The sequence below is a fragment of the Aquimarina algiphila genome (assembly GCF_947494415.1).
Classification (GTDB): Bacteria; Bacteroidota; Bacteroidia; order Flavobacteriales; family Flavobacteriaceae; genus Aquimarina; species Aquimarina algiphila.
The window spans coordinates 32,115-49,261 of the sequence record NZ_CANLVC010000018.1 but is presented as its reverse complement, the minus strand read 5'-3'; the positions used below and the strand labels follow the sequence as shown (position 1 = coordinate 49,261).

General features: G+C 30.8%; 25 protein-coding genes. 4 read left to right on the top strand and 21 right to left on the bottom strand.

Annotated features, from left to right (window positions below; genetic code table 11):
- Window positions 1–101: 101 nt before the first annotated feature.
- From PQF96_RS28395 to PQF96_RS28350, 10 genes are all read right to left on the bottom strand, one after another.
- Window positions 102–365, bottom strand: coding sequence for a hypothetical protein (locus PQF96_RS28395; RefSeq protein ID WP_271728726.1), 264 nt, complete (start codon window positions 363–365; stop codon window positions 102–104).
- Window positions 352–630: a hypothetical protein gene (locus tag PQF96_RS28390; protein WP_271770418.1), complete on the bottom strand. Its 279-nt coding sequence runs from the start codon at window positions 628–630 to the stop codon at window positions 352–354. The genes PQF96_RS28395 and PQF96_RS28390 overlap by 14 nt, the downstream gene beginning before the upstream one ends.
- Before the next feature lie 33 nt (window positions 631–663).
- Window positions 664–981: a hypothetical protein gene (locus PQF96_RS28385; RefSeq protein ID WP_271770417.1), complete on the bottom strand. Its 318-nt coding sequence runs from the start codon at window positions 979–981 to the stop codon at window positions 664–666.
- Between the two features lie 27 nt (window positions 982–1,008).
- The gene (locus PQF96_RS28380; protein ID WP_271770415.1) at window positions 1,009–1,260 is read right to left on the bottom strand and encodes a hypothetical protein; all 252 of its coding nucleotides are present in this window, start codon (window positions 1,258–1,260) and stop codon (window positions 1,009–1,011) included.
- Window positions 1,260–2,612, bottom strand: a complete 1,353-nt coding sequence (locus PQF96_RS28375) for a hypothetical protein (protein WP_271770413.1) — start codon at window positions 2,610–2,612, stop codon at window positions 1,260–1,262. Before PQF96_RS28375 ends, PQF96_RS28380 begins: the two co-directional genes overlap by 1 nt.
- Before the next feature lie 7 nt (window positions 2,613–2,619).
- A complete protein-coding gene (locus tag PQF96_RS28370) occupies window positions 2,620–3,009 on the bottom strand; it encodes a hypothetical protein (protein WP_271770411.1) in 390 nt (129 codons plus the stop codon).
- 2 nt (window positions 3,010–3,011) lie between these two features.
- The gene (locus PQF96_RS28365; protein WP_271770409.1) at window positions 3,012–3,227 is read right to left on the bottom strand and encodes a hypothetical protein; all 216 of its coding nucleotides are present in this window, start codon (window positions 3,225–3,227) and stop codon (window positions 3,012–3,014) included.
- 62 nt (window positions 3,228–3,289) lie between these two features.
- The gene (locus PQF96_RS28360) at window positions 3,290–3,478 is read right to left on the bottom strand and encodes a hypothetical protein (RefSeq protein WP_271770407.1); all 189 of its coding nucleotides are present in this window, start codon (window positions 3,476–3,478) and stop codon (window positions 3,290–3,292) included.
- Window positions 3,479–3,683: 205 nt separating this feature from the next.
- Window positions 3,684–3,911 (bottom strand): helix-turn-helix domain-containing protein, encoded by a 228-nt coding sequence (locus tag PQF96_RS28355; RefSeq protein ID WP_271770405.1) that lies wholly within the window; start codon window positions 3,909–3,911, stop codon window positions 3,684–3,686.
- Window positions 3,904–4,236 carry a hypothetical protein gene (locus PQF96_RS28350; protein WP_271770402.1) on the bottom strand — a complete coding sequence of 111 codons (333 nt, stop codon included), beginning with the start codon at window positions 4,234–4,236 and terminating at the stop codon, window positions 3,904–3,906. The genes PQF96_RS28355 and PQF96_RS28350 overlap by 8 nt, the downstream gene beginning before the upstream one ends.
- A gap of 107 nt (window positions 4,237–4,343) precedes the next feature.
- Here PQF96_RS28350 and PQF96_RS28345 point away from each other — a divergent pair, with 107 nt between their 5' ends.
- A complete protein-coding gene (locus PQF96_RS28345; RefSeq protein ID WP_271770400.1) occupies window positions 4,344–4,775 on the top strand; it encodes a hypothetical protein in 432 nt (143 codons plus the stop codon).
- A gap of 2 nt (window positions 4,776–4,777) precedes the next feature.
- On the opposite strand, the gene PQF96_RS28340 is transcribed toward PQF96_RS28345, so the two are convergent.
- The 4 genes from PQF96_RS28340 to PQF96_RS28325 form a co-directional block, all read right to left on the bottom strand.
- Window positions 4,778–5,050: a hypothetical protein gene (locus PQF96_RS28340; RefSeq protein WP_271770398.1), complete on the bottom strand. Its 273-nt coding sequence runs from the start codon at window positions 5,048–5,050 to the stop codon at window positions 4,778–4,780.
- 18 nt (window positions 5,051–5,068) lie between these two features.
- A complete protein-coding gene (locus PQF96_RS28335; RefSeq protein ID WP_271770396.1) occupies window positions 5,069–5,875 on the bottom strand; it encodes a hypothetical protein in 807 nt (268 codons plus the stop codon).
- Window positions 5,838–5,999: a hypothetical protein gene (locus PQF96_RS28330; protein ID WP_271770394.1), complete on the bottom strand. Its 162-nt coding sequence runs from the start codon at window positions 5,997–5,999 to the stop codon at window positions 5,838–5,840. The genes PQF96_RS28335 and PQF96_RS28330 overlap by 38 nt, the downstream gene beginning before the upstream one ends.
- A gap of 228 nt (window positions 6,000–6,227) precedes the next feature.
- Window positions 6,228–6,848, bottom strand: a complete 621-nt coding sequence (locus tag PQF96_RS28325; protein ID WP_271770392.1) for a hypothetical protein — start codon at window positions 6,846–6,848, stop codon at window positions 6,228–6,230.
- 519 nt (window positions 6,849–7,367) lie between these two features.
- Here PQF96_RS28325 and PQF96_RS28320 point away from each other — a divergent pair.
- Together PQF96_RS28320 and PQF96_RS28315 are read left to right on the top strand one after the other, a co-directional pair.
- On the top strand, window positions 7,368–7,529 hold the full coding sequence (locus tag PQF96_RS28320; RefSeq protein ID WP_271770390.1) for a hypothetical protein: 162 nt from the start codon (window positions 7,368–7,370) through the stop codon (window positions 7,527–7,529).
- Between the two features lie 20 nt (window positions 7,530–7,549).
- Window positions 7,550–8,038, top strand: coding sequence for a hypothetical protein (locus tag PQF96_RS28315; RefSeq protein ID WP_271770388.1), 489 nt, complete (start codon window positions 7,550–7,552; stop codon window positions 8,036–8,038).
- A 37-nt stretch (window positions 8,039–8,075) separates the two neighbouring features.
- Here the strand turns inward: PQF96_RS28315 and PQF96_RS28310 are convergent, their stop codons facing one another.
- The 6 genes from PQF96_RS28310 to PQF96_RS28285 all read right to left on the bottom strand — a co-directional run bounded on the left by PQF96_RS28310 (window position 8,076) and on the right by PQF96_RS28285 (window position 15,334).
- Complete coding sequence (locus tag PQF96_RS28310; RefSeq protein WP_271770386.1) at window positions 8,076–9,368, bottom strand: tyrosine-type recombinase/integrase; 1,293 nt, start codon at window positions 9,366–9,368, stop codon at window positions 8,076–8,078.
- Window positions 9,369–9,621: 253 nt separating this feature from the next.
- Window positions 9,622–9,876, bottom strand: a complete 255-nt coding sequence (locus PQF96_RS28305) for a hypothetical protein (protein ID WP_271770384.1) — start codon at window positions 9,874–9,876, stop codon at window positions 9,622–9,624.
- 260 nt (window positions 9,877–10,136) lie between these two features.
- Complete coding sequence (locus PQF96_RS28300; protein ID WP_271770381.1) at window positions 10,137–11,324, bottom strand: glycoside hydrolase family 130 protein; 1,188 nt, start codon at window positions 11,322–11,324, stop codon at window positions 10,137–10,139.
- A gap of 12 nt (window positions 11,325–11,336) precedes the next feature.
- A complete protein-coding gene (locus PQF96_RS28295) occupies window positions 11,337–12,731 on the bottom strand; it encodes an MFS transporter (protein ID WP_271770379.1) in 1,395 nt (464 codons plus the stop codon).
- A 38-nt stretch (window positions 12,732–12,769) separates the two neighbouring features.
- On the bottom strand, window positions 12,770–13,840 hold the full coding sequence (locus tag PQF96_RS28290) for a glycoside hydrolase family 26 protein (RefSeq protein WP_271770377.1): 1,071 nt from the start codon (window positions 13,838–13,840) through the stop codon (window positions 12,770–12,772).
- Between the two features lie 315 nt (window positions 13,841–14,155).
- Entirely contained in the window at window positions 14,156–15,334 is a 1,179-nt protein-coding gene (locus PQF96_RS28285) for an AGE family epimerase/isomerase (RefSeq protein WP_271770375.1), read from the bottom strand.
- 159 nt (window positions 15,335–15,493) lie between these two features.
- Here PQF96_RS28285 and PQF96_RS28280 point away from each other — a divergent pair, with 159 nt between their 5' ends.
- A complete protein-coding gene (locus tag PQF96_RS28280; RefSeq protein ID WP_109438095.1) occupies window positions 15,494–16,375 on the top strand; it encodes a helix-turn-helix domain-containing protein in 882 nt (293 codons plus the stop codon).
- A gap of 37 nt (window positions 16,376–16,412) precedes the next feature.
- On the opposite strand, the gene PQF96_RS28275 is transcribed toward PQF96_RS28280, so the two are convergent.
- On the bottom strand, window positions 16,413–17,147 hold the full coding sequence (locus PQF96_RS28275) for a LytR/AlgR family response regulator transcription factor (protein ID WP_109438094.1): 735 nt from the start codon (window positions 17,145–17,147) through the stop codon (window positions 16,413–16,415).

The window sequence follows — 17,147 nt, the reverse complement described above, 5'->3', positions numbered from 1 at the left end:
GTTTACCTAAATACGTTTTACAATCACAACAATATTGCTGTGTCACTTCTATCGTTACGATGGTCTCTAATACAACCGTAGCGGTTTTTTCATGGGTACAATTATTTGGGTTCATCAAAAAAACCTTCTGGAGGGTAGTAACCCTGTGGAATCCCAAACAATTTTACAATCGTTACAAACTCAGGATGAAGTAAAATCCTAACATTTCTAACTTCATCTACTGTTTTATTTCGATGTTTTATCATTACCTCTCGTATTTCTTCTTTTACTGTAACTTGGTTAAGCTTTACATAAATTCTGAACACTTCGCTCTTTGATGGCGACCATGGCAAAGGGCGTTTGTTATTGGTTTTATATGCCTCCATACATTCCTCCTTTTAGATTACTGTGATATTGATTTTGAGCTTCTTTATAGTTTCTAGCCCATACTTTTATTGATGGTTTTGTTCTACCTTTAGGGAAAAAATCGAACGGTTTAAATCCTTGCTTTCTTAGCAGATTTTCATCATGTTGATTTTTATTAAATGCTTTTTGTAGTTTCCTTTCTTTATATTTCCTAATAAGAAGGCTTCCTACTACGATCAGAAAGAAAATAGAAAGGATGGAAGTAATAATGGTATAGATATTCATGTTAGATTTTGATTTAAGTGGTTATTTAAATGATTATGCTAATTGTTGGTTCAGTTCATTTTTTACGGTCAGAATGACATTCCATGCATATTCTCCATAGTCATACTTATACACATCTCTTAAAAACATCTCGAGATAATGAGCCTCATAAAAAGCCATGCTAAAACTCAACTTTTTGTTTTTAAGATAACCGTTAACCGATTTGCTTTTTAACCGTTGACAGACAGATAATAAAGCACTTCTGGCTACTCTCGATTCTCGGGTAGGATCGGTTATTCTGTTAATCAAGGAGAATATTTCGTTTAATACTTCGATCTCCATCGTATTGACCATGATTTTAATTTTCTTCATATCACTTTCCGTTTTTACCAACTTTGACTACACCCTTACCCCTCTTTTGTATTTGGCCAGTTCATCACCATTGGGTCTGTTATCATAGATGATGGCGGTTTCCCATTGTCCCTTAAAAGTTTCTCTTAACATTTTATCTAACCGTCGCATGCCTAAGGCTTTATTTTGCTGCCCGTTTTTATGTTTTTTATCAAGACTATAAAACGTTCGACAATTACCATCATAGAAATACACTATGCATTTGGTCAGGGCGTTTTTATTATCAATATTTGCTATCATTATGTTTTGGTTTGTAAATAGTTATGAATTAAAGTTTGGTATTCACGGTGTAGATTTTCATCTTTAATTTTACCTATACGTTTTCTTTGAACCTCAAAGAGCTGCAGACGGGATTTATTTTTAAACTGCCCTTGGCCTTTATCATGGTCTTCCCACTCCTTTTTTGCCCGTTGTAACACTAAATCATTACGAACCGCAGCTTTTAAGGCTTCTTGTTTTAAAAACCATTGATAGGTTTTATCAAAGCCGTTTCTCTCATTATTTTTATTGAAATACACCTCTGGTACCGGTATCCATCGATTAGAGCTTCGACTAAGCCATCTGGCAACCATATCAATACGTTTTTCTAGAATTTTTTGATTATCCTGGTAGTCTTTAATCGTTCCCTTAACCCTGAATTTTCTGTATACAGATGCCCAAATAAGATTTAAAATCTGGTCATGTTCTACTTGGGTTAAAATCATATCTGGATAAAGGATATTCTTTGCATAGAACCAGAATTGTTGTACTAATCCCAGTAAAAAAGACATATCCGGGGTATCACCACTGACAATGTGAGGGCTTTTCACGCCTCTGTTAACCTTTTTATTTGGTGAGTCCCCCGGACAGCCTTGTTTGGAAGAAACTGAAACCGACTTTTTGGTACTATCATCGGTAACAGCTATTTCACTTCCACCCGTATCTTGATTTTCTTTTGAATTTTTCGCGCCCCCCTTGGTGTGTTCTATTTTGGAGTTTTTACTTTCACCCGTGTTCATGTGTTGTTCTTGTGGTGTACTTGTACCGTAGGTCTCATTATCGGGAGGAGTCGATAGACGACGTTCCTTATTATTCACAATGCTATTTATATTATTTTGTTCTTGATGTACATGAACTAATGGGGGTAAATTTTTCCTTTCTCCCCTATTTGGGTAATTTTCGGGGCTTTTTTCAGCCTCCAGAAAATTGTAGTTTTTAGTCTGTTTTCCCAGTGAAAAAACACGTTCATTAATCAGTAATTCGATACCCATTGCGCCATGATTAATCTCTCCGGTAATGAATCCTGCACTTTGAAGGCGTTTCCTATGGTTTTTGATCGTTTTTATAGTGCATCCTTTAGAAGTTGCCATTGAACTATTATAGGTTCTAAATCCCGGTAATCCATCCTCCAAGGTATCACCTAAGGCCAGAGAGTGATTTAATTGTTTTGCGTACAACCTGGTAATGAGTTCTGCCGTGGCACGGTGATTCGCATTGAGCTTGCTCTTCAGTTCTACTTCTGATTGGTTGTGCTTATCTATAAAATCTTTAGTGGCTATAAATAGCTTAGAGAAATCAAATGTGTGACGGGGTATAGATATATGATCTGACATGATGGTATTATTTAAGTATATAGGTGTTCCAAGTAAGACCTGTAAAAAAACCTTTAGTAATGACACAGTTAACCGTATCATTAATAGCAGTTGTATAGTATATGTTAGAGGAGATGGTAATGCGATGTATTGCGTTATCCTTTGTTTTTACAATTATGGTAAATTTATCTGGTTGATATTCTACTGTAGTGATTGCTTTTTGTTTTCCGTTAAGATCATAAATGGTACCTACCTGTAGATTCGAATGATTATCCACAAAATGCTTGTCGATAACAGTACCGTTAAACCGTTCTTCATTAGCCATGGAACCATCGATAATAACACCTGACAATAAAATCGAAGGAATAAAAATGAATATAAGTCCTATACTAGATGCTTTTATAAACTCTGGCACCATGATTATGCTGTTTTAAGGTTGGTTTGGAAATACTGTATTTCATCATCTGTAAGCGATACCGGACTAACCAGGTATTGATTTCTAATCGCGTAATAGATTTTTTCATTCTCATTAGAATCGGTAACAATTACTTTTACCTCGCTCCCACTCTCTCTAAGAATGAAAAACACATTGCGATCTATTTTACTGGGGGTAACATTAAATTCTTCCTCGTTCATAGTATTAATGGTATTAATTAGATGGTACTAACCACTATTTAACCGTACGGTTCAATAGCGGTTTATTTAGGAACTGCAAATCCTGCAAAAACTCTTTTCTTATCCTTATCTTTAAAAACTTCATATGGATAACTCCCTGTTTGTTTTGCAAATTCCTTTGCCTCTTGTCTGTTAGCTCCTTCAAAAAATGTTGTTCTACCGTCTCGAATTCGATCAGTGATTTCAATATTATTTTTTGTAAATAATTCCATAGTGGATGTCTTGTTTTTGATGTATTAAATCGTGTTGTAACTGTTCGATTGTTTTGCGATTATTGTTTAATTAGAATTTTACTTTTTTATAGAATTGATCAGCTCTGTAGGCTATAACACTTAGTGTAATCACTAGCAAAAGAATGCTTATAATGGTTATCATAATATTTTGGGTTTTATGAGATTAGTTTTGTTATTTTAGAAATCAATTTTCTAAATCTTCTAATAAATAATCCAAGAATTGTAGTTTAGGAATGATCCAATGTCCCCCTACCAGTTTTGCTTTTATCTGCTTTTCATGTATTAATCGAGTAACTGTATTTCTGTGTTTCTTAAGATAACTTGCGCATTCATCTACAGTTAACATGGCGTCATTGGCACTAAAAATCAATAATGCTTTTAGGTTAGCCTCTATTGCTTCTTGTTTAGTCATTTAATTCTTTTTTAAATTCGATTCTGGTATTAAAATCATTCGCCATCTGTTGCAGATCTTTATTGGTTCTTATAACATCATTTGTATGCTCATTACTCGCCTCTGCCAAAATCTTGACTATTGATAGCACTTTAGATGTATCTGTTTTGATATCTGTGATTAAGTTTTTAAGATACCATCGCGCACAACCATATTTAATCGCAGCCAACTCTCTAGAGCCTTTTGGCATTATATTGTAGATCTGTAGCGCTTGTGTTTGGATTTCTATTTTATCATCATACGGTTTAACCGTACGATTAACTGTATTATTTGAGGTAGTTTGCATATATTTGTTGTATTATGGTTGCTATACGATACAAATATACAAACTTTGTGTAGTAAAACAAACTTTATGTAGTTTTTAATTACTTTAACACCTATAAAAACAAACTAATGTTGTCTAAGACAGAAAGTGTGAGCTCAAGAATAGAACTAGTTATGCAATATTATAATTTCAATTATACAAGTTTTAGCAAAAAGTTAAAACTAACCAATAATGTAACAATTGGAAGGTTAATAAAGGAAAATAGGAATCCCTCTTTTGATATTTTGAATAGGATAGCTGTAACTTTTCCTGAGATAAATTGTAAGTGGTTACTAACTGGTGAAGGTAATATGAAAAATGATTCAAGTAATTTATCTAATATTGAACTAATCAACAATCTAATCGATCAAAACGAAAACTTATTGAAGGATGAAGATTTCAGAAAATACATTAGGGCTAATATAAAAAGACTTCAGGCTGAAGATTTACGATCAGAAAGGATTATTGAAATGAAGAAACTAAAAGATATTATACTTAAAAAACAGAATACTAAAGAATAACATTAATTAAGTTCCATTTCCCTTAATATCTCGTTATATAATTTTGTTATTTCAGTATCACTATAAATATTATTATTTTCTTGTATTAATTCAATTAAAACTTGAATTTCAATAAGTTTTCTTTTTTCTATCTGATAAAGATTATTTGAACTTTCATAAAGGTTTGTAAGTTTTCTATTGACTTCATCATTTAAATCTGAATCAATAATCTTTCTACCCTCCCTCGTTAAATACTTTTTTGGTTTTCTAAATAATTCTAGTAATCTCTTTAACATAACAATGTATTTAACAACCTATAAATTTGCAGTAGTTGCTCTTAAATCTTCTTGAAATTCGTCTATATCTTCACTTACACTTTTATCTTCATATCCTTCAGGTGTGCAATTATTATTTTCTGCGAATTTAGCTTTTATAGCCAATCGCGGGAAGTATAATGTTCTAACTCTCATAATAAAAGAGAGTTGTTTATAAATTATATCATCTTTATAAGTGTAATGTTTAACAAGGAAATAAGTAAAAACGCTAAATAGAACTGCACAAGCAAGCAACGTCCAAACATACTTATTTTGATTGAAGTCTTTTTGAGTAAGAAAAATAAGATGGATAAACCAAAATCCAGAAACTAAGATTCCTGAAAGTGATACAAAATGAAATTTAAAAGTACTCCCTCTCAAAAAATCGTCCTTTAGGGACTTACAACTGAAGAAGAATAAAGCAGCAACCAAGCCAAAAACAAAAATCCAGAAATGAAAACTAGATCTACCCTGAAAGGAAAATTCGATAGCATAGGCATTTTTAGTTTTTACTATTTCCTTTAATCTCGATTTATAATCGATAAAAGCTTTAGATGTTAACTCAATGTATTCGTCTTTCGATAGCTTTCCTTCTTGAAAACTTACTAGATTTTTTTCAAAAAAGGTATCTCTCTCTTTTACAAGACTCTTATAAACTTGTTTTTGTTTTTCAATTTCAGGAGTTGTATTGCTGAAAAACACATGAAACAAAGAAAGTGTGACTACTAGAAAAGCAACCACACCTTTTATAATTGGAATTATTTTATTTTTAATATTCGTCGATGTCACCATCGTCGATCGTTCCATCGTCTCCGGGGTCGGTGAGCTGTAATTCTGTTTCGCTGATTTCATCATTAATATCTGTTGATTCACAAGAACTTATTAATGACATTCCAAATACTACAGCAAATACTACTATTAATTTTTTCATTTTTTTATTTTTTGGGTTTATACAAAAATAGACCTCAAAAAACTAAAAAAGTCAGGTATTTTAATTAATTAGTAAGTGTATTATTAACAATAGTAGTTGTATATCATATACTTGTGATTTGTGTTATTTTTATTTTGCTAAGATACTATAGAAACGGACTTTAACGGTTACGGTTAAACCGCAAAATATTCTCTCAAAACGCAACTATAGTACGGTTTCCCGTAATAATTAGTCTTTTGTGTAAGCTATTCTTCTTGAAGCTTTTCTCATTATCTTATTTATTAGATCGTCTGGACTGCTACCTAAACTTCCTTTTACATTTTTATTATAATTAACTAACAACTCTCCATCCTTTGCATTATAGATATTTAAATTAACAGTAGCAGAATTAGTATTTCCCCAAAAAACACCAACTAATTCTGACACAGGTTTATTAGTGCTAAAATCTCCCATTATTATCGCGTCAACCTCTAAAATATCAGCTAATTCTTTTGGTGTATATTCCTTATAATTATTTAGTGAAATTTTCTTTTTTAATAATACCGCATTTGTTTTAGATATATCCTGAATATCGATTTTTAAAGCTCCTCTTTTTTTTCTTTTTAGAAACCAAGAGTACATTGCGCTTTGAATACTATAACCTTCATCTTTCTCTAGCTTTTTTAAATCGGAATCAGAAAGCTTCTTCATTTGTTTAGGTCTTAACTCTACAGATGATGAAAAAGGAATAACTGCAATTATTTTATGATTCCCAGCAATTTCATCAAATTTTGGATTTTCATATAAGTGTGTTTGCCCATAAGTAATAAAATTTAAAAATAGAATTGAAATGAGTATTAATTTTCTCATAGGTATATTAGTTTTAGGTTAATATATATTTTAATTAAAAGCACAAATATACATAGACAAAAGGCCAAAACGGTTACGGTAAAACCGCAAAATTTTTTCTAAAAACGTAACTATAGTGCGGTTTCCCGTAATAATTGGCTTTCAATTTTCTGTATTCTTAATTCTGTTAAATATTTATTTCTAAATAATATATTTATCATCTAAAATAGATGATTTTTCATTTATTCTGATAAATATATTAATGGGTAGGATTGTGTAATTATAAGCAAAAACCTTGCCGAGATTATGGTCTTTCAGTAAGATTTAAGAATCTAATACAATAATGGGTAAAATATTAGTCTAAAAAAGAAAAAAAATATATGTTTGCTTTAGCTTATATTTTCTAAAAATGTGGTATAATTATTGCTAAATAGTTTTTATAAAACATTAACAAAGTCTATAATTTTTATTTAATATATTTGCAAGCCTTAATAATATTACTATATTTATTAAGTAAACAAACGTAAAATTCTATATAAAATGAGTGCAAAAACTAACACAAAAGGAATTTCTTTGACAGCTGTAGGAGAAATATCTGATGACACTCGAGAAAAGTTGAGTGTTTTAATGAAGAAAAAGAAAGAAAGTTTGAACAAACTTATCGAAGATTACAAAAGTGGAGTGTTAACACCACAAAGCTAAGAACTTAATATTACTTATTCATGTTAGAATACGATACTAATGAGAGACCTGACGGCTCTCATTTTTTTATAAGAACTCAATTAGAAACTTTACATATTTTAAAATTTTCCAGGGTAGAACCTGAACTTATTTCCTTTGAAAATGACTTCTTGCAAAATAATATTTTTGAAATGGAAGTAGTTCGAGTATCTGAACTTCGAGAATCATATTGTAAGTCATTAGTTTTCACCATTAAGCATATTTTTGATTCAATCTTATTTAGGTATGATAATAGAATAATATATATAAGTGTTCCAACCAATTCTTTAAAACATCAATTAATTGAATCTATGGTCAGTTTAGATGATAATGATGAGTTTAATTTTTTTAAAATCGAAATTGGTGATTTAACCTTTTGCTTTTTCATGAACTCAAAAAAAATTAATATTCTTACAACATTTGGATTAATCCTTCAATACTTTGTTGAAGAATATGATATAAATTTACAGATAGGAAATCTTGGCGTCTAACTCCTTTTATGCCTTAAGCAGTTAGTTATAAACATCACTAATTAATATTGTTCCCATAGTATTCGTTCCAATGCTGTAAAAGCTTCTCAGCATGTTCGCGAGGAGTAACCTTGATATATTTAAGAAAACTCCTTTCAGAAGTATGCCCAGTGATATTCATAATAGATAACGTGGGGAAATTCATTTTATAAAGATTTGTTGCAAAAGATCTTCTACATGTATGGGAGCTTATTAATTTAAATTTAGGATACATTCCTATTTCTTTTCTTTTGGTTTTGGGGTTCATTAGACCTCCTTTAACCAGTTCTTTTATTTCAACTTCTTCACAAACATCTTTGATATATAAATTAAATTTTACATCAGAAATCATTCGAGGCATCCCTCTTTGTTCAATAATACCTTTAATATGATGATGTAAAGGAATCACAACCTTTACCCCTGAAGAATTTTTGGTTTTTTTTGGTTGAACCTCTATGAATTTATCTGTAACTTTTATTTTTGGTAATGCTAAAAAATCAGAAACCCTTAATCCAGTCCATAATCCAATTATGGCTAAATCTCTGACGTTTTGAAGTTTTTCATTATCGGAAAAATCGTGATCATAGATTTGTTGAATTTCTTTTTCTGTCAATGCAATAGATATACTCTCCTCTTGCAAAACCGCAAACTCGGTTTTTTTACAATCTTGATGCACACTATATCCAAAGTCTTCAGCTCTTTTCAACAATACTTTAATGTTCTTAATCAAATCACCAATATTGTTGGTTGAATACTTTTGATTATCCGAAAGATAAGAAACAAACTGATCGTATCTATCTAAATTAAATTCGTCCATTTTTATCCTGCTACCTATGTGCCTCTCAAATTCCTTTAACCTATTCCCTGCTCTTTTATATTGTTTTATCTTTTTTGGACTATTTTTCCTTTTAGTAGTTCTGTTTATTAGATCTGGAGCTTTGATAACAAAGTCATCTATAAAATCAGTTAAATACAAAAATTTCTTATTTGTAACTTCTTTGTCTTTTTTGAAATGCTTATCAAAACTAATCTTTAACTTATCTCGAGTGATTTCTTCTCTATTGATTTTGTAATTATCAATTAACTTTTCAAGTAAGTTATTAAAATGACTGATATTAGAAGATACCTTTTTTAATTGAACTCCTGCAGAACCTCTTTTTGATTTTGGCGTTCTTTCTTCAAAATTCCAATCTTCTGGATGTATCTTCTCCCCTGTGGAATACTTAAATATTTTTTTTTCACTTTTTATATAATATTGTATAATAATAAGTGTTTCTTTGTTTGATTTTGGTTCTTTTAGATAAAAGTACATTCTGGTTTTAATTTACCCCAAAGATAATATAGTGGTAAGTATCGTGGTAAGTTTTATAGTAAATAATATAATATTAAATATTATACCACCAATCAAAAAATCAACCCACACACTGAAAAATAACACAATACAACAAAATCTATCATTTCATAAACTATTATTCGCGCTCCCGCTCTGGGCACTATTTCAAAAATGAACTATAATTAATAATTAAAACGGAGTAGTAAGAATATCTTGAAATAGAAATAAGTAGCTAGCTCTTCTTTGACCACCTAGAACCTCTTCTTTCAAATTCTAAAGTATTAAATTTAATATATCGGGTTAATCTAAAAGCTTCTAAAAAAATATATTCGAGAGCATTTTTTTCTTTTGGCTGTTTCCAACCATTTAATTTAAAGACTCCATCATCAATGACTAAAATATTTTTACGATGGTCAACAATTTTCAAATAGCCTTTTTTCATTGCTTCTCGCACATACTCTACTATTAAATTTTCATCAATCTTCATTAGCCGTTGAGTTTAAATAAAATTTTAAAAACTTTATTGAATTTTAAAAAATAGAGACTAATATATATAAAATCTTCAATTTTTAATTGCAAATATCTACAAATCTATCAATTCGGTTAAATTCAGACTACTATAATCAATTTTAAACTTATCAAAATTTATTACTTTTTACAATCACAATTCGGTTTTTTCAAATAGATAGTAATTATATCCTTTATACTAAAAACTCTGGAATCAAAACTCGTGCATAAATCATCTCTTTATAGATAATGCTGATTTTGTTCTATAAGTTTAAAAATAGAATTTACTGATCCTATACTACTATAAGAGTCTTCTGGAGTATTTTTACAATAATCAATCAATTTATCTATAGAAGAAACTGCTACATGCATACGAACATCAGAAGAGGCATAGTAAATAAAGACTGTTCCATCCTCATCTTTGATCCAACCATTTGAAAATAATACATTACCTACATCTCCAATAATCTCCTTATCGTTAGGCGCCATAAAATATCCTCCAGGCTGATATTTTATTTTTGTAATATCTTCTAATTCAGTCATAAACACATACAGCACATATCTTAGACCTGCAGCAGTATTACGTACTCCATGAGCCATATGCAACCAACCTTCTTTTGTTTTTAAAGGCGCTGGACCTAAACCATTTTTTAGCTCATATATGGTATGAAACTTTTTATTAAAAATAACTCTCTCTTCCTTAATAATAGCTTTGCTCATTGATTCAGCATATCCTATTCCTATTCCTCCTCCAGATCCTGTTTCAATAAAACCATCCTGTGGTCTTGTATATAAGCAATATTTTCCGTTTACAAATTCGGGATGCAACACCACATTTCGTTGTTGATTTGATGGTGTTACTAAATCTGGGAGTCGTTCCCAATGCAATAAATCTTTAGTTCTTGCAATTCCTGCATTTGCAATAGCACTAGAAACATCTCCCAAAGGAGCTTTAGGATCTTTTCGTTCTGTACAAAAAACCCCATAAACCCATCCATCCTCATGAGGTATTAAACGCATATCATACACATTAGTATCCGGATCTCCTGTTTCGGGCATATGAATGGGCTTTTCCCAAAATCGAAAGTTATCGATTCCATTTGGGCTTTCTGCAATAGCAAAAAAGGATTTTCGATCATACCCCTCTACTCTTACACATAAAACATACCCATCATTCCATTTAATTGCACCTGCATTAAAAGTCGCATTAACCCCAATACGCTCTTGTCTCCATGGGTTAGTTTTTATATTTAAGTCATATCTCCAATGTAATGGAACATGATCAGCAGTTATTATAGGGTATTCATATCTCTGATAAATTCCGTTATTTTCTGTTATTGGATTATTCCTTGTATTTAGTAAATTTTCGTGTTCTTTAAATAATTCCTCAAACCCTTTTACTGGAGGTAGCTGTATTTCGTTCGACATATCATATTAATATTAAAGTTCTTTTTCTCTTCTTTCTGTTAATTCCTTATTAATCTGTAGCACAAATTGATCATCAAGCTTGTAAAAATAGATGAAGATCGCAGAGCCAATTGCTCCAATTGCGGGAATAAAACTAAGCATCATTCGAATTCCAACTTTTGCATCTTCGGTTTGAACGGCATTAGCTTCGAATCCATAGTACGCCAACATCCAACCCGTGAGAGCGCCTCCCAGAGTCCATCCCATTTTTTGAGACATCGAAGAAGATGAAAAAATTAATCCCGTCGCCCTTCTTCCTGTTTTCCATTCTGAAAAATCAGCTATATCTGCATACATAGACCACAACAATGGGAAAATAATTCCTGCACATATACTAATCAAAAACTGAAAAATAAATATTAGTTCTATGTTGCTTTCTTTAAACCAAAAGAAAATACAACTTAGTATTGTAGCCAAAATCATAGCGAATAAAAATGTATCTTTTTTACCTATTCTGCTTGAAACCGGCTTAGCCAATACAACACCGATAATATTTGCTATTTGCCCAAGTACCAGATACAAAGTGCTATATGTTATGTCAACATTTATAACAGGAAGATGGAAAGCATCTTGATTTTCAAAATAATATTTAAAATAATATATCGTAGAACCATCTCTAAGTGAATTGAAAATCAAAGAACATACTCCCGCTCCCAAAAGAATAAACCAAGGTTTATTTTTGGCTAGATCCTTCAAGTCTGAGGTAAGGGATATTTTTTGTCCTTTAGGAGGACTAATTCTTTCCCTGGTAAAGGAAAATGTAAAATAAAAAAGTAATGCAGCAATAATTCCGAATATAATTACAGCATATTGCCATCCTTTTGCAGCATCTTCTATCCCCGAATCAGTTTTACTAAATATACTTACTAATGGCTCTGCAAAAGCAAGAACCAAAATACTTCCTGCAAAGGCAAAAACAAATCTATACGTTGCTAATGAAGTTCTTTCTTTAATATTAGAAGTCATTACTCCTAATAATGATGCATAAGGCACATTTACAGTTGTATACACAATCATCATAAGTGTATATGTGATATAAGCATATATCAATTTATGGGGAGTCTCAAGATCTGGAGTTGTAAAAGTAAGTATACCTATTATTGCAAACGGAATAGCCATCCAGAGGAGATAAGGTCTAAATTTACCCCATTTGGTATTTGTTCTATCTGCTATAATTCCCATTATAGGATCATTTACACCATCAAATATCCTTGTAACCAGGAACATAGTCCCTACCATTGCAGCAGAAACCCCAAAGACATCGGTGTAGAAGAATAACAAATACATTGAAAAGAGTTTCCAAAACATAGATGAGGCGAAATCGCCAAACCCATACCCCACTTTTTCTTTGAGTTTTAATTGCTGCATTATTAAGTTTTTATTGAATATTATTTTCGATATTTAATCTATTTTATTTTCTGTATTTCATCCAAAAAAAGAACGTGTGGTAAGTTTTTAAAATTTAAAAAATCTTTACTAGTCTCCTGTCCTTTATAAGGTACATAAAAATGATTCATCCATGCGTTTCTCCAGAATAATGCCCAAGCAATTCCTGAATCCGAAACACTTTTATCCAGAACCTTTGTCCACCACTGCGGTACTCCTTTTAGCATACTAAATCCTGTTTCTGAAAGAGCAAATGGTTTATCTTTTTCTGCACCTACTTTTTTCAATACAGCAATATCTCTTTTTAACGTATTCATATACTCAGCTTCTGTACCATATTGATATATATCTACTCCTAACATATCTACATATTCATCACCTGGGTAATATTTTAGGAATTCACTTTCGGTGTTCAATGTGTTTGGAGAGTATAAATACAATAAATTATGAACTTTATATTCATCCTTAAGAATGTAAACAGTCTCTCGCCATAGGCGTTTATACTCTTCTTCAGTACAGCTTGCTGCACCCCACCAAAACCAATCTCCGTTCATTTCATGAAAAGGTCGAAAAACAATAGGAACTTGCGGCCCAATAATTTTTTTAAGTCCATTCATAAAATTAGCTACTCTTTTTAACCAATTTTTATATTTGTCATGCAATATTCCTCCTCTAAGAATTTGCTTTACTGTAGATGTAGTATCCCAACTACTCTTATTAGATAAAGGATTATCTGGATGCCAGCTTATGGTGACTATACCTCCACTCTTATGTGCTTTTTTGATTAATTTTTTCATTAATTTAAAATTAACCGTATCCAAATTATGTTCATGATCTAACTCTATATGACCAATATCAAAACCATAAACTGCAGGATACTGACCAGAAACCTCCTGAACATCACTTTTATACATCGTTCCGTCATTTTTCCATCCTATACCATAAGCAGTTGCATCCTGATGACCAAAAGCATATCCTAGTTTAGAAATTTCTTTAATTCTATGATATAAATATTTTGTTTGTTGTTTGGCTTTAATATCTACTAAAAAAGCTTCTTTTTTCATCAAATCAGAAGTAGGCTTACAAGACATGAGAAATAATGAATAGATAAAAACAAAAATGAAAACTAAATTATTTCTTAGTAATGAAAAATCTACATTTACTAAAAACCCATTACTACTTAAACACAAAGTCAGAATTTTTTTTAACATCATTAAACTCATTATTTTGAATAATTGATAAGAATATTTAAAAATCTATAAAATATTCTTATCAAAATCGATGTCACAAAAGTAATTTCAGAACAAATACAGATGTAATACTATTTTATCATTTACTATACAGATTCGACGAAATAAACTCCATTTAGGTTGATTTTTGAGTTAGAAAAGAAAACACGGGTTTATTTATTTTATAATTTGGATACATGCTCTACTATTATGATATGGGCATTTCCACATTCCGACTTTTTCATGTTGGGGGTTATATTTTCCATTTTTATCTACCAACCAATGCCATTCACCATACTTATGATCAATAATGTATGTATTGGTAAATTTCCATATTTTAAATGCAATATCGAGATACTTCTCTTTTTTAGTAATTCTATATGCGTTGTATAATCCAACAATAGCTTCTGCCTGTGGCCACCAATGTCTGTCTGTATCTATATTTCCTGTGGTAATATCTATTTCGTTCATCACTCCATCTTTATCATCAATAGCTTCATTAACAAAGGTATTTACAACTAGAATAGCAATATTTTCTATTTTTTCAAGTAATTCTTCATTATTCAATGTTTTCGCTGCTTCAACCAATAACCAAGAGGTTTCTATATCATGCCCATAAGAGTAAATTGAACTTTTTAAACTCCAGTGTTCATCAAAAAATAAATTAAAATGTCCATCATGACTAAGTAATTTATCAGTAAATATTTGCAATAAGTTCTGCAAAGCCATTTGCACTTTTTTGATGGGGTAAATCTTATATAATGTAGTATAAGCTTCTAAAATATGAAGATGGGTATTCATTGTTTTGGCCGCATTATCATCTTTTTTGCTTAAACGCATATCTTCTATGGTACTCCAATTTTGATTAAACGCTTCGATATAACCACCATACTTAGTATCTAAAGCTATATTTTCTATGGTTTCAAAAATTTCTATAGCCCAAGATTTTGCTTCTTCATTTTTTGAAAAAAGATAGTATTCAGAAAGTGCATAAATTGTAAATGCCTGTGCATAGATTTGTTTTCTTTTATTTATTGGTACGCCTTTATAATCAACTTCCCAAAATACTCCTCCTTCTTCATTATCTCTAAAAAAATCTTTGAGATAAGAAAAGCTTCTTTCACACAGATCAGCATATCTATTGTCTTTATAGAAATTAGAAGCTGCCGAGAATGTCCATAATATTCTAGAATTAAGAATAATCCCTTTATTCATTTTAGTTTTCTTAATATCAGGGTAATCTATATGACCAATAAAACCTCCATACTTATTATCTATTGTATTATTTTTCCAATAGTTAAGTATACTTTCTAATTCTGTTGTAAGATGTTTTTTTAGATTTCCTAATATATCCATTTGCTTAACTTTACCTCTGGTCGAACATCATTTTCAGGCAAATGTTACATTTTGCGCTAAGGGTACATAGTTCGATCAATTTTATATTTTTACAAAAGTAGTGTTGTATTAATTGAAGATTTAGCACTATTTTGTCAATTTGTAAGCTAATTCTAAAAAATGAAGCTTTTAGAGCAAAATATACATAGAGAAATTACTCCTTTAACTTCTAAAGACTGTTTTCTTGTTTTTGACAGGGTAAAAGATGATTTTGATTTCCCTATACATTTTCATCCAGAATTCGAGCTTAATTTTATACATAATGGCAAAGGAGTACGTCGTATTATAGGGGACCATATGATGGAGATCGACAATATCGAATTGGTTCTGGTAGGGCCAAACCTTTTTCATGGCTGGACATTACATAATTGTACTCAAAAAAATATTCATGAAATCACCATTCAGTTTCACAATGATTTACTTCAAGATCAACTTTTAAGCAGATCAATAATGAAACCCATTAAGGATATGTTCGAACGCTCATCGCATGGTATCCTTTTTTCAAAATCTACAGCTGAAGAGATATATCCTAAAATTAAAAATCTTTCCACGCTTCAAGGGTTAGAGTATTTCCTCTCTTTTATTTCTATTTTACATTTCCTGGCAATATCGAATGGGCAACAAAAGCTTTCAATTTACTCTCCTACGACAGAAGAATTTCATAATAGTGATAAGATCAAAATCGTATATAATTATTTGCAAGAAAACTTTCATACCAAAATAAAGGTTCAGGATATGGCTTCTATGTTAAATATGACTGAAGTATCCTTTAGCCGGTTTATCAAAAAAAGAACAGGTAAAACATTTATTGAATACCTAAATGATGTTAGAGTGGGATTTGCCTCACAATGGTTACTTGAAAAAAAAGTTTCTATTTCTGAAATTGCTTATGGTTGTGGTTTTAATAACGTTTCTAATTTTAATCGTGTTTTTAAAGCACATAAAGGATGTACTCCTACTGAATACAAAAAAGATTTTGAAGGAATAAAACGTGTTCTTTAGACATCAAAAGTAGTCACACTCTTCTATTTACCTATAACTACACTCCTATTCTTTTTAGAAAATCTGTTTTATAACTATCGCCAATAGGAATTCTTACATTATCAATAATAACTTTGCTTCGCTGAATTGCATCAATACTTCTGATATTAACAACATATGATCTATGTACTCTTAAAAACTGATCATCTGGTAATTTTGTTTGTAAGTCTTTAAACGTCATTAGGGTAAGTATTGGTTTTTCCTCTAAAACATGAATCTTTAAATAATCCTTCAATCCTTGAATATATTTAATGCCTTTTAGTTTGATCTTTACTGTACCATAATCACATTTTACAAAAACAAACTGATCTATATGAGACATGGCAGTCGAACTAGCATCAGACATAGAAATCTTTAATGATTTTTTATTTCTTTTTTTGAGTTCATAAATTTCTTTTGCCCTATTTACTGCTTTTACAAATCTTGGGAAAGAAATTGGCTTTACCAGATAATCGACTGCATTAATCTCAAACCCTTCTAATGCATATTGAGAATACGCTGTAGTAAAAATAAAGAGAGGTTTATGGTCTAACGTTTTGATAAAATCAATTCCATTGATTTGAGGCATCTCTATGTCCAGAAAGACAAGATCCACGTGAGTATCATTCAAAAACGGAATAGCCTCTAATGCATTGGTAAATGCTCCTACAATTTCCAGAGTTCCAATATCCTCACAATACGATCTAATAATTCCCAAAGCCAATGGTTCATCATCTATTATTATACATCTCAT

Coding starts and splice junctions, on each gene's coding strand:
- PQF96_RS28355 (WP_271770405.1), bottom strand. CDS start 3,911: ATGACTAAACAAGAAGCAATAGAGGCTAACCTAAAAGCATTATTGATT.
- PQF96_RS28390 (WP_271770418.1), bottom strand. CDS start 630: ATGAATATCTATACCATTATTACTTCCATCCTTTCTATTTTCTTTCTG.
- PQF96_RS28310 (WP_271770386.1), bottom strand. CDS start 9,368: ATGTACTTTTATCTAAAAGAACCAAAATCAAACAAAGAAACACTTATT.
- PQF96_RS28290 (WP_271770377.1), bottom strand. CDS start 13,840: ATGTCTTGTAAGCCTACTTCTGATTTGATGAAAAAAGAAGCTTTTTTA.
- PQF96_RS28320 (WP_271770390.1), top strand. CDS start 7,368: ATGAGTGCAAAAACTAACACAAAAGGAATTTCTTTGACAGCTGTAGGA.
- PQF96_RS28330 (WP_271770394.1), bottom strand. CDS start 5,999: ATGAAAAAATTAATAGTAGTATTTGCTGTAGTATTTGGAATGTCATTA.
- PQF96_RS28395 (WP_271728726.1), bottom strand. CDS start 365: ATGGAGGCATATAAAACCAATAACAAACGCCCTTTGCCATGGTCGCCA.
- PQF96_RS28280 (WP_109438095.1), top strand. CDS start 15,494: ATGAAGCTTTTAGAGCAAAATATACATAGAGAAATTACTCCTTTAACT.
- PQF96_RS28360 (WP_271770407.1), bottom strand. CDS start 3,478: ATGGAATTATTTACAAAAAATAATATTGAAATCACTGATCGAATTCGA.
- PQF96_RS28375 (WP_271770413.1), bottom strand. CDS start 2,612: ATGTCAGATCATATATCTATACCCCGTCACACATTTGATTTCTCTAAG.
- PQF96_RS28335 (WP_271770396.1), bottom strand. CDS start 5,875: ATGGAACGATCGACGATGGTGACATCGACGAATATTAAAAATAAAATA.
- PQF96_RS28300 (WP_271770381.1), bottom strand. CDS start 11,324: ATGTCGAACGAAATACAGCTACCTCCAGTAAAAGGGTTTGAGGAATTA.
- PQF96_RS28275 (WP_109438094.1), bottom strand. CDS start 17,147: ATGAGATGTATAATAATAGATGATGAACCATTGGCTTTGGGAATTATT.
- PQF96_RS28325 (WP_271770392.1), bottom strand. CDS start 6,848: ATGAGAAAATTAATACTCATTTCAATTCTATTTTTAAATTTTATTACT.
- PQF96_RS28370 (WP_271770411.1), bottom strand. CDS start 3,009: ATGGTGCCAGAGTTTATAAAAGCATCTAGTATAGGACTTATATTCATT.
- PQF96_RS28340 (WP_271770398.1), bottom strand. CDS start 5,050: ATGTTAAAGAGATTACTAGAATTATTTAGAAAACCAAAAAAGTATTTA.
- PQF96_RS28295 (WP_271770379.1), bottom strand. CDS start 12,731: ATGCAGCAATTAAAACTCAAAGAAAAAGTGGGGTATGGGTTTGGCGAT.
- PQF96_RS28380 (WP_271770415.1), bottom strand. CDS start 1,260: ATGATAGCAAATATTGATAATAAAAACGCCCTGACCAAATGCATAGTG.
- PQF96_RS28350 (WP_271770402.1), bottom strand. CDS start 4,236: ATGCAAACTACCTCAAATAATACAGTTAATCGTACGGTTAAACCGTAT.
- PQF96_RS28305 (WP_271770384.1), bottom strand. CDS start 9,876: ATGAAGATTGATGAAAATTTAATAGTAGAGTATGTGCGAGAAGCAATG.
- PQF96_RS28385 (WP_271770417.1), bottom strand. CDS start 981: ATGAAGAAAATTAAAATCATGGTCAATACGATGGAGATCGAAGTATTA.
- PQF96_RS28365 (WP_271770409.1), bottom strand. CDS start 3,227: ATGAACGAGGAAGAATTTAATGTTACCCCCAGTAAAATAGATCGCAAT.
- PQF96_RS28345 (WP_271770400.1), top strand. CDS start 4,344: ATGTTGTCTAAGACAGAAAGTGTGAGCTCAAGAATAGAACTAGTTATG.
- PQF96_RS28315 (WP_271770388.1), top strand. CDS start 7,550: ATGTTAGAATACGATACTAATGAGAGACCTGACGGCTCTCATTTTTTT.
- PQF96_RS28285 (WP_271770375.1), bottom strand. CDS start 15,334: ATGGATATATTAGGAAATCTAAAAAAACATCTTACAACAGAATTAGAA.